The following is an 11965-nucleotide window of genomic DNA, read 5'->3' as shown; positions in this document are numbered from 1 at the left end:
GCAGTTCAGCCGTCGATCGGCGATAGAGTTGTATGGTGCAACCCTGAGCCGCACAGCTGCCCACTGATTCGAGGGAGTACATTTACGTGAAACGCAAAAGTTTGCAGGGCCGCGACGCGACTGGGTGTTGAGCACTGACGAACAAAGGTTTGACGTCAAAATGATGGCCAACTAATATCGCGCCGCTATTTTGATGTCATTCTTGGCGCCCGTCCTTAATCGAGAAACTTCGTCCGTGAATAAACGCGCATTACTGCCTCTGGCTGTGATTTTCACGCTTGTAGGCTGCCATTCCACTGTTCGGGATTCCTCCCCGAGCCTGCTCAAAGACGGTGTTCAGTTGGGCCAGAACACCGTTGCCACGGATGACCAGCACGCCAAGATCATCATGAAGGCCACGGGTGGCACCCATCCGGTGGAGTTTTCCATCCGGCGTGCGGATGACCCTGACCGTCGCATGGAGGTGCTTGGCACCGTCGTCGATTCAGGTCGGGGCCATGTTTTCGGCTGGATCGCCAAGCTCAATGAAGTGGCCAACAGCGCCACGGTCAAGCGCTTCCCACAAGTGGAGGCACAAGCGGATGCCGACAAGCCCTTTGAAATTTCGGGGTATTCGAACAGCCGGGTTACGGGAGGTATTTATACCTGCGGGCCGCTGACCACTGTTTTCACTCCCGAGCGTGGCAAGGTCTACCAGGTGGAGTTCCAGTTCAGCGGTGAGCATTGCGAACAGCATGTTTATGACGTTACTCAGCCCCGGCAGCGCACGCTCGTAAAGAGTTGAGTCGGCACGCACAGCGCACTGAATTTATCGAAAAAAAGGAAATACCCTGTGAAACGGAATCTCTCCCTGGCACTTATCATTCTGGCCGCCACATTGTCTGGCTGCGCCACTAATAAGCCGGTCGTTGACCCATCGCTGGTCGGTTCATGGAAAGGTCAGCGCGACGAAAACGGCAAATGCCAGTTCATGTCCTGGAAAAACCAGTTCAACGCCGACGGTACTTTCTCCATCACCTTTTTCCGCGACGCCAAGCAGACACAGAAGGTGCAAACCGAGCATGGCACCTGGACAGCTACCAATGGCAAGAGTGTGCTGAGAACCAATGGCGTCGCTGCGCCTGATGTTTACACCTACAAGCTTACTGATGCTGACACGGTGCATTACGTCAATGTGGAGAAAGGTCCTTCGGCGGATTGCCAGGAAGATTATGCCTTTGATGAGCACCGTATTCGCGGGTAAGCCAGTCAAAAGCATCGCGGGGCTGCAACGGCCCCGTTTGTTCAATTCTTGATACAAACCCGACAAAAGGTTTAAACGATAGTTTGACGTCAAAATGATGGCCATCTAATATCGCGCCACTATTTTGATGTCACTTTCGTATCGAGGGATCGAACATGTCCTCACCCGCCCTCGTGGCGAGGTTGTGCGTAGCTTTGCTGTGCCTGTCTCCACTTCAGATTGCCGTCGCCGCTCCGACTCCCGGTGACACCGACCTTATCCGTGACCGCCAGAACCGCCTGCTCGAAGAGCAGCAGCGACGCCTTGAGGAACTCAAGGATCTGCCCGGCAAGGACGCCAAACCTGCGCAACCGGCAGCCCCCACCGACACCCGCTGTTTCCCGATCAAAGACATCGAGCTCAAAGGTGCCGACAGCCTCTCCGCGGGTGACAAGACCCGCCTGCTCAAACCCTATATCGGCGAATGCCTGGGCGTGCCGCAGCTCAACGAGCTGCTCAAAGTCATCACCGATCACTACATCGAGAAAGGCTTGGTGACCAGCCGCGCCTACTTGCCGCAGCAGGATCTGTCCACCGGGCACCTGCAAGTGCTGGTGGTCGAAGGCAAGCTCGAAGGCATGAAGGGCGCGGAAAACAGTCAGCTCTCGGAGCGCGAACTGGCCATGACCTTTCCCGGCAAAACCGGTGAACTGGTCAACCTGCGCGAGATCGAGCAGATGGTCGATCAGCTCAATCGTCTGCCTTCGAACCAGGCAAAAATGGAGCTGGCGCCCGGCCAGAACGTCGGTGGCAGTGAAGTGCTGGTCACCAACACGCCGCAGAAACCATGGCGAGTCGGGCTGTCGCGCAACAACGACGGCCAGCGCAGCACCGGAGAGCAGCAGTGGGGCACCACGTTTGACTGGGACAGTCCGCTCGGCCTGGCGGATCAGTTGAGCCTGCGCGGCGGTCACGATGCGATGACTGATCACCAGCACACCTCCAACAACGCCATGCTCAATTACAGCTTGCCGTGGGGCTGGTGGACCTTCAGCTACACCTACAGCCAGAGCGAGTACCGCTCGCAGATCGCCGCCAACCTCTACAACTTCAAACAGACCGGCGACAGCGAAAACCATCAGTTGCGCGCCGAGCGGGTGATCCATCGCGACGCCGTCAGCAAGACCTCGCTCAGCGCGGGTCTGTCGTATCTGCGCACCAACAACTTCATCGAAGACAGCAAACTCAAGCTCAGCAGCAACCGCATCAGCGAAGCGCAGTTCGGCTTCAACCACGGTCGCCGTGTCGGCAGTGCCTTCGTCAACTTTGACGCGGGTATGCAAGAAGGCATTGGCGCCTTCGACGCTCAAGGCAGCCATGATCCGGGACCGGGTGAGCCGAATGCGCGCTACCGCAAATACACCGCCACCCTGAGCTACTTGCAGCCGTTCAAGTTGTGGGGCGAGTCGTTCAGCTTCAGCAGCCTGATGACCGGCCAGCGCAGCGAGGACGTGTTGTTCAGCCCGCAACGCACCAGCCTTGGCGGCTCGTCGTCGATCCGTGGTTACAAGGATCAGTCGCTGTCCGGCGACAGCGGTGGTTACTGGCGCAACGATTTGCGTTGGTCGCGTCCGGTAACCATCGAATGGCTGCAACCGGTGTTCTCCGAATACGGCACCAGCCTCGGTTACGACCAGGGTGTGATCCAGAACGGTCGCTACAACGGCGATCAGCACGGGCGCATGTCGAGCAACTCGCTGGACCTGTTTGCCCGTGGTCAGCACGTCGCCGCCAGCGTGACCTTTGCCCATTCCCTGGAACGGCCGGACGCGCTGACCGAGCGTGAAGCACCGATCTATTTCCGCCTGGATTTCTTCCTCTAATACCGCCCGCCCCGAGATTCTGAAATGGACATTCGTCAACCGGCCCCTCTGGCCGGCCAGCCTGCTGTTGCCGTAAAAAACCGCGAACTCTTCCTCGGCATGCCGAAACGCGGGCTGGCGTTTCTCTTGGCCAACGTCATGTTCTGGCAACCGATGTGGGCGCAGGCCGACGGCATTGTGGTGGCTAACCCCAATACCTCGCTGGATCGCGCCGGCAACGGCGTGCCGATCATCAACATCGCCACGCCCAATGCCAGCGGGCTGTCGCACAACCAGTTCCACGATTACAACGTCGGTGCGCAGGGCGTAATCCTCAACAACGTCACGGCACGCACTGAGCAGTCGCAACTGGGCGGGATCATTCTCGGTAACCCGAACCTGCGCGGTGCGGCTGCACAAACCATCCTCAACGAAGTCAACGGCGGCAGCCCGAGTCAGTTGCGCGGTTATACCGAGGTGGCGGGGCAATCGGCGCGAGTGATCGTCGCCAACCCTTATGGCATCACCTGCAACGGTTGCGGGTTCATCAATGCGCCACGCGTGACGTTGACCACGGGTAAACCGGTGCTAGACGACGGTCGGCTCGATCACTTTCAGGTTGATCAGGGCAGGGTTGCCATCGATGGCGTCGGTCTTGATGCGAGCAATGTCGACAGCTTTGAAATCATCACCCGCAGTACGCAAATCAACGCGCAGATTCACGCCAAACGCCTGAACATCACCACCGGGCGCAACGACGTCAACGCCGATACCCTCAACGCCACCGCGCGCGCCGATGATGGCAGCGCCAAACCGCAGCTGGCCATCGACTCGTCAGCGCTCGGCGGCATGTATGCCGGTGCGATCAAACTGGTGGGTACGGAGCAGGGTGTCGGCGTGAAGCTGGCGGGCGAGTTGGCCGCCAGCGCCGGTGATATCCAGATCGACGCCAATGGCCAATTGAGCATGGCCAACGTCACCGCCAGCAATGCCGTCGACATCAAGGCGAAAAGTCTTGATGCCCAAGGGCCGGTGTACGCCGGCACGCAACTGTCGGTGCAGACCGCCGAACAACTGGGCAACCGGCAAAGTCTGGCAGCACGCGATAACGTGCGCCTGAGCAGTGGAGGCCAGTTGACCAACAATGGCGTGATCGAATCCGGGGTGAATGCCGACAACAGTCGCAATGCCACCGGTGATCTGTCGATCAACAGCGCTACCGTGAGCAACACTGGCAGTGTCTTGGCCAGCCGCACCCTGAATGCCACGGCAGCGACTGTGTTGGACAACCAGAACGGCATCGTCCAGGCAAAAACCGTCACCCTCAACGCTGTGCGACTGGTCAACCAAGGGGTCAATGCACGCATTTACGGTGAGAATCGCCTGGCGTTGAGCGCTCCGGCCATCGTCAACCTCAACGGTCTGATTCGCTTCGCCGATGGGCAAGCGGCGAGCCTGGTCGTCGACAGCCTGGACAACCGTCACGGGCATATTGAAATCGCTGGTGGCAGTCTCAAGCTCAATGCCCGAGATGTGAAAAACACCGACGGCAAAATCATTGCCGGGCGCCTGGACATCGATGCCCGCCAACTCGACAACAGCAGCGGCCTGATCGGCGCCAGCCAGAGCGACGCCAAAGTGGTCGCCCGTGAGCGTCTGGACAACGGCAAAGGCAAGCTTCAGGCGAAAACCACACTGGCAGTGTCTGGCGGCGAATTGCTCAATCAGGGCGGTATGCTGTCGGCGGACCAGATCAAAGTCACGGCGGCGCGCCTCGATAACAGCGACAAAGGTGTCATCAGTGCCGAAAACGGTACAGCCGAACTGACGCTGACGCAGGATCTGGATAACCACGACGGCAAAGTGCAGGCGTCGGAACGCCTTACGGTGGCCGCGCAGAGCATCAACAACCGCAACGCCAGCCTGACCGGCAAGACCCTTGAGGTGACCAGCGTTGGCGCGCTCGACAACGCCCAAGGCACGATTTCCTCCGCTGACACTTTGATCACCAGCGCAGACCTGGACAACAGCCAAGGTCTGATTCAAGGCACCGACCGCCTCAACCTGACCGCGCAGGATGTGCAAAACGCCAGCGGCAAGCTACTCGGCGGCGTGGTCGATGCCAACCTGCGCAATCTCACTGGCAACAATGACGGCACGATCAGCGCCGAAACCGGCCAGCTTACGCTAGTCGTCCAGCAACACCTGAACAGCGCCTTGGGTCGCTTGCAATCCAGTCAGGCTGACATCGACATTCAGGCCGGCTCGGTCGATAACCGTGGCGGTATCGTTGCCGCAAAGCAGCTGTGGATGGTGGCGAAGGACGGCCACGTCGACAACCGTGGCGGGCGCATGATCGCTGACGGTCTCAAGCTGCAAGCAGACAGCCTCGATAACAGTGACAGCGGCCTGTTGGCGGCGGGCGCCGATGGCGCGCGATTGATCCTCAAGCAAACCGCGCCGGGCCAATCGCAACTGCTCAACCACAAGGGCCGTATTCAGAGCGAAGGCCAGTTGCACATCGAAAGCGACGTCGTCGATAACAGCGCTGGCGTCCTGCTCGGCAACACTATCGACATCCACGCCACACAACTGAGCAACAACGACAAGGGCGGTATCGTCGGCAACGGCGGTGATGTTGTTCTCAACATTGCCGGTGTCTTCAGCAACGTGACCGGTGTCGTCGATGCTAGCGACCAGCGCCTGCTACTCGATCAACTGACCTCGCTGGACAACCGTGGCGGCAGCCTGCAGGGCAATCGTCTGGACATCACCAGCAGCGCAATCAACAACAACGCAGGCGGGCAAATCATCGCCGGCAGCGATGGCCTGAAAATCACCGGCAAAACCCTGCTCAACCAGCAAGGCGTCATCCTCGCCAACGGCAGCCACGCCGAACTGGCGCTGGGCACCGGCAGCCTGCAGAATCAGGGCGGCACCCTGCAAGCCGACTCGCTGGACATCACCAGTGCCGATCTCGACAACAGCGCAATCAATGGCAAGGCCGGACTGATTTCCAGCCTGATCGGTGACCTGACGCTGACCGTGACCCGCCTGACCAACCGCGCTGGCAAGCTGTTCGGCAAGGATCAGCTGATCTTCACCGGCACCAGCCTGGACAACACTGGCGGCGAGATCAGTGGCAATCAACTGGGCCTCGAAGCGGTCGGGCAGATTCTCAATCAGGGCGGCCTGATCGAATCGGCCACCAGTCTCAAGCTGACTGCCAGCGGCCTGGATAACAGCAATGGCGGCCAAGTCCGCGCACTTGGGGGCGCCTCCAGTCAAATCAAACTGACCGGCAACCTCAACAACCAAAGCGGTGTGATCGAAATCGGCAGCCAGGATTTGGTGCTGTCCGGCGCGCAACTGAATAACCTCAGCGGCAACCTGCGCCACGCGGCGCAGGGTCTGTTCGATCTGGATCTGAGCCAACTGACCGGCAGCCACGGCAGCCTCACCGGTCTGGGCAAGGGCGTGTGGGATGTCGGCTCGGTCAATGGCGTCGGCACTTGGCAACTGAACGGCGGACTGACTTATACCAGTGCGCAGGACCTGACGCTCAACACCGGCGACCGCATCGCCAGTGCTTCGACGCTGAACCTCAATGTCGCCAACCTGAGCAACGCCGGGCAACTGGCCAGCGATGGTGATCTGACGCTGAACCTTGGCGGCAATCTGCTCAACAGCGGCAAAGTTTCGGCGCAGCAGAAACTCACGATCAACGCCAACGACGTGATTCAACAGGACGGCCGGCTGGTCAGCGGTGGCGATACCGCGATGACCTTGCGCGGCACGCTGGACAACCTCGGTAGACTGATCGCCAACCAGAACCTGACGGTGACCGCTGCCCAGATCAACAACAAAGGCACCCTGGGTGCTCAGGGTAATCTCGAATTCAACGTTACCAACGGCATCTCCAACAGTGCCGATACGCTGCTGTTCAGCGGCGGCACAATGAAGTTGCACAGCAACAGCCTGAACAACTATTACGGCGATATTTACAGCCGTGGCAATCTGTCGTTCGACGCTGCGGGCGGTGGTCGTGCTGCATTATTCAGCAACTTGTCGGGAACGATTGAGGACGAGGGCGACATCGACATCAATGCGGTGTCGGTGGAGAACGCCAAGTCGGTTTTCGAAATGTCGCAGGGCGGCAGTTCCGGCGCCATCAAATGGATTTGCGGGCAGCACTGCGGTGGCCACGATGGCTGGAAAAGAGGCACGATCATCATTGATCGGACCTATAACGATGTGGTCCTCAAGGACTCCGCAGCGTCGCGCTTCGTCGCCGGCAAAAACCTGACGATTCATGCCAGCGGCGTCGAAAACCGCTACAGCATGATGGCTGCCAACGGCAATCTCACGGTAACCGCCGACCGCTTGTTAAACCTAGGCGCGGAATCGCGCTCGGGCACTTCGACAGAAACGATCGGCACGCCGGGCAAGATCGACAACAGCTTGTGGGATCGCATGGAGTTCATCGAAGTCCCGGCGTTCAATGCGCAGACGCAGCAGGGGAATTTCGATGAGGCACGCTTCAACGAGTTGGTCGCAGTTACCAATGACAGTCGCTTCTCTCACCCCGCCAACGTAAACATAGACTGGTCTCCCAATGGCAACACCTTGTATCCAGCCACCCTGCAGGCGGGAGGAACGGTAAGCCTTAACGTCTCCGACTCCATCCAGAACGGCAGGCTCTACAACAATACCTACGATCAACTCAGCGGAAATCTGGACAGCGAAAAAGCCACCGGTGTGGGTGTCGTCGACATCAATCTGGGCAAGCGCAGCAGCGCCGCCAGCGTTCAGGTCGCCAAGGACGTCACTCGCATCGAAAAGGTGGATGCGGATGGCGTGAAGCAGATCAGCTTCGTCCCGGTTGATTTCCGCGGGGTGCCGTTTGCTGCAGTAGATCCCACCGCGTCTTCGACATTCAGGCTTCCGAAAGGCCCGTACGGCATGTTCGTGCAGAGCCAGAATCCACAAAGTCGGTATCTGATCGAAACAAACCCAGAGCTCACCCAGACCGCGCTATTCATGAGTTCCGATTACCTGCTCGGCAAACTCAATTTCAGCGCTGATGAAGCCGCACGCCGACTCGGCGACGGCCGCTACGAATCGCGTTTGATCAGCGATGCCGTGTTGGCTCAGACCGGCCAGCGCTTTCTGGCCGGCGGCTTGAACAACGATTACGAGCAATTCCGTTACCTGATGGATAACGCGCTCGCCAGTAAAAATGAGCTGAATCTGGCGGTGGGAGTCACCCTGACATCCGAGCAGGTGGCGGCGCTGACGCATGACATCGTCTGGATGGAAGAACGTGTCGTCGACGGTCAGAAAGTACTCGTGCCAGTGCTTTATCTGGCTCAGGCCGAATCCCGTAACGTGCGAGGCGGTAGCCTGATTCAGGGGCGTGATCTGGAAATGATCACCGGCAACGACCTGGTCAACGTCGGCACTTTGCGTGCCACCAACAACCTTTCGGCTGACGTTAAAGGCAGCCTTTATAACGGTGGCCTTGCCGAGGCCAACGAACGCCTGAGCGTGATGGCCACCGACAGCATCCGCAATGCGCTGGCCGGTGATATTCGCGGTAATCAGGTCAGCCTGAGCACCCTCAAGGGTGACATTGTCAACGACCGAACCGCCGTGACTTACAGCCCGGGGCAGGGCTTGCTCACATCCCTTGACGACGGCGGCAACATCGGCGCCCGCGATACGCTGAGCATCAAGTCCGGCCGAGACTTAACCAACTCCGGCACGATCACCAGCGGCGCCGATGCAGAACTGAGCGCGACTCGCGACATCAATTTGCTGGCTGTCCAGGACGTCAACGAGATCCACAAAATCGAGAACGGCGGGCATCGCTCGACCGTCACCACAACGGTGGAAAATCTCGCGTCCAGCGTGAAGAGCGGCGGCAACCTGAAGCTTGATGCCGGTCGTGACATCAACGTTTTCGCCAGTACCGCTGAAGCCAAAGGCGATCTGCTTGCCGACGCGAAACAAGACTTGAACATGGCTTCGGCGAGTGACGAACACAACGTCGAGACCAACAGCAAAAAAGGCAAGAAACGCGTCCACGAAGAAGATAACCACACCGTCCAGAAAGCCGCCGAGTTCATCGCTGGCGGCGATGTAAAAACCTCTTCCGGCCGCGACACCACACTTGTCGCGAGCAAGATCAGCGCAGGCAATGAAGCCTACGTGTATGCAGGTAATGACCTGAATCTGCTGGCAGCGCAGAACAAGGACTACACCCTGTATGACATGAAGGAGAAGGGTGGTTTCGGCGCCAAGAAAATGAAGCGCGACGAGGTTACCCAGATCACTCATGTGGGTAGCGAGATCAAGACTGGGGGCGATCTCACGCTGGTCAGCGAGGGTGATCAACGCTATCAGGGCGCCAAGCTCAACAGTGGTAAAAATCTGACCTTGGACAGCGGTGGCAGCATCACCTTTGAGGCAGTGAAGGATTCGCATCAGGAAAGCCACGACAAGAGCAGCAGTAGCGCTGCGTGGACCAGCATGGAGAGCAAAGGCCAGGTTGACGAAACACTGCGCCAAAACCAACTGACTGCCAAAGGTCAGACGCTCGTTAAAGCTGTTGATGGGCTTCACATAGACATCAAACAGATCAACCAGCAAAGCGTCAGTCAGGCAATCGACGCCATGGTGCAAGCCGACCCGAGTATGGCCTGGTTGAAAGACGCCGAAGCGCGAACTGATGTGGATTGGCGTCAAGTCCAAGAGCTGCATGACCGCTGGGATGAAAGCCATTCCGGGTTGGGTGGCCCTGCGATGATCATCATCATAATCATCGTCACCTACTTCACCGCTGGTGCGGCGTCAGGCCTTGTGGGTGCAGGTGCGACTGCTGGTTCCGGCACAGCAATGTCGGCTGGTCTAGCCGCGACAGCCACCAGCGAAGCAGTGGCAGCAGGTTGGGCGAACGCGGCACTCACCGCCATGATCACTTCGGCAGCCAGCACGGCGGCCGTCAGCACCATTAACAACAAAGGCAATCTCGGAGCGGCGCTCAAAGAAACCTTCAGTGCTGACAACCTGAAAAATTACATTGTGGCCGGAGGCACCGCGGGTCTGACCACCGGTTTCTTCAATGACTGGACCTCGAGTACGACCGGTACATCCCCCGCGTTGACGGAATCCACCAAAGGCGCATTGGCCAACACCGGAAAAGTTATCGTCGCCGATTCCGGTGGTCTGAGCAGCCTGCAAGGTATCGCGCATTTTACCGAAAACCAGTTGTTGCAAAACTCCACCTCCGCGTTGCTCAACAAAGCCCTGGGCCGTGAGGGCAGCTTGGGTGATGCCGTGCAAAAAAGCCTGGTGAATGCGTTTACCGCCTATGGTTTCAACCTGGTGGGTGATATCGGGGTGAGCAACCACCTGGAGGACGGTGGTCTGGAGAAGATAGGCCTGCATGCGCTAATGGGAGGCTTGAGCTCACTGGCAGCGGGTGGGGACTTCAAAACGGGCGCATTGGCAGCTGGAGTCAACGAAGCGTTCGTTGACGATTTGGCGTCGGCGTATTCCGGGATGCCGAAGGACGACAGAGATCGATTGTTGCTGATGAACTCGCAACTGATCGGGGTTTTGACGACCGCTGTGCAGGACCCGAACGCAGATGCCGACAAGCTGCAGCTAGGGTCATCGATCGCACAGAGTGGTACTCAATACAACTACTTGAGCCACCAGGATGTAGAAGACCTGGAAAAGGCGCTTAAGGAATGTAAAGACGACTGTGATGCGGTTCGAGCTGAGTTTGCCAAGCGTGATGCGGATAACACGGCGCGGCTCAATAACTGTTGGGCGACCGGTGATTGCGAGAAGATCAAGGCTGAGATTGAGGAAGGCTCTCGTGAATTAAACAAACTTTGGCAAAATGACAAAACCGGGATTACAGATCAATTCCTCCATAGCAATATTGCCGACTCCACCAATGCCAGGACGCGAGCTAGCCTCGACCACCTTCCGAAAGGGGACCCGGCTAATGCTGTGAAATTGTTGGCTGCAGCGGGGATCATTGCTCTTGCGCCGGAAGCGATTGGTTTGCTTGGACAGTTGACCACGAGAGCTGCAGCCTCTTGCGCAGCCAATCCAGTGTTGTGCGCTAACGAAGTCACGATCTGGGCTGCTGATGCAGGGATGTCGGAAGCACTTCCTGCCGGGTTGGGGGTCGCAGCCGGAGGCGCAGCGACCAAGGAACTGAGTGATCTTCGCGGTTTGATGGAGATCGAAGCGAAAACTGGGGCTAAGCTAACGCCTGAGCAGATTTCGGCAATCGTTGGGCCGGCAGCGACAGGCGCAAAAAGTACTGATGCCATTGCAGGTTCGAACATTGGTCGTGCTGATCTTGGAGACTTGCTAGGGCGCGGCGGCAATAAGGATGTTTATGGCTATGGAGACAATCAAGCTGTTGGCGTCTTGCGTAATGGAACGAATTCGCAGGCGATTTCCGATGAAATTTATATGCTCGGAAAGCTGCATGATTCGGGAATTCCGACAGTGAATCCTCAAGCCGTGAGTGTTGACGGAGTCCCCGGCATGCTGATGGACCAGTTTGCTCAAGGGTCAAAAGATGTCGTGAGGCTGATGGACGGAAAAGTACGAATTGTTGGCGATTCGCCACTCCTCAATCAGCAAAGCATTTCAGATCTGAAAGGTATTCGAGATAAACTCGTAAATAATAATATCCAGATCAACGACCTGCAGTTCCTGATTCGCAACGATGGGCGTGTCGTGGTTGCTGATCCGCTTGCCGTTAACTTTAACGCTGCACCATCAAAAAATAATCTTCGAATGATCGATTTGTTGATTCAGGCAGCACAGAAGAATGGTCCATTTAAATAGGTGC

At 57.9% G+C, this 11965-nt stretch carries 4 protein-coding genes; all 4 read left to right on the top strand.

Going from position 1 to position 11965, the window contains the following annotated elements; all coding sequences use genetic code 11:
- The first annotated feature begins 235 nt into the window (after positions 1–235).
- The 4 genes from H8F23_RS10675 (at position 236) to H8F23_RS10660 (ending at position 11961) form a co-directional block, all read left to right on the top strand.
- On the top strand, positions 236–784 hold the full coding sequence (locus H8F23_RS10675) for a hypothetical protein (RefSeq protein WP_194934347.1): 549 nt from the start codon (positions 236–238) through the stop codon (positions 782–784).
- Positions 785–832: 48 nt separating this feature from the next.
- Positions 833–1243, top strand: a complete 411-nt coding sequence (locus tag H8F23_RS10670; RefSeq protein ID WP_095050056.1) for a lipocalin-like domain-containing protein — start codon at positions 833–835, stop codon at positions 1241–1243.
- Positions 1244–1398: 155 nt separating this feature from the next.
- Positions 1399–3105, top strand: coding sequence for a ShlB/FhaC/HecB family hemolysin secretion/activation protein (locus H8F23_RS10665; RefSeq protein WP_194934346.1), 1707 nt, complete (start codon positions 1399–1401; stop codon positions 3103–3105).
- Between the two features lie 24 nt (positions 3106–3129).
- Positions 3130–11961, top strand: a complete 8832-nt coding sequence (locus H8F23_RS10660) for a two-partner secretion domain-containing protein (RefSeq protein ID WP_228759188.1) — start codon at positions 3130–3132, stop codon at positions 11959–11961.
- The last annotated feature ends 4 nt before the right edge of the window (positions 11962–11965 follow it).

Origin of the sequence: Pseudomonas neuropathica, from assembly GCF_015461835.1 — a bacterium.
Taxonomy (GTDB): domain Bacteria; phylum Pseudomonadota; class Gammaproteobacteria; order Pseudomonadales; family Pseudomonadaceae; genus Aquipseudomonas; species Aquipseudomonas neuropathica.
Note: the sequence above shows the minus strand (reverse complement) of the source record. Positions and strands in the feature narration are given on the sequence as shown.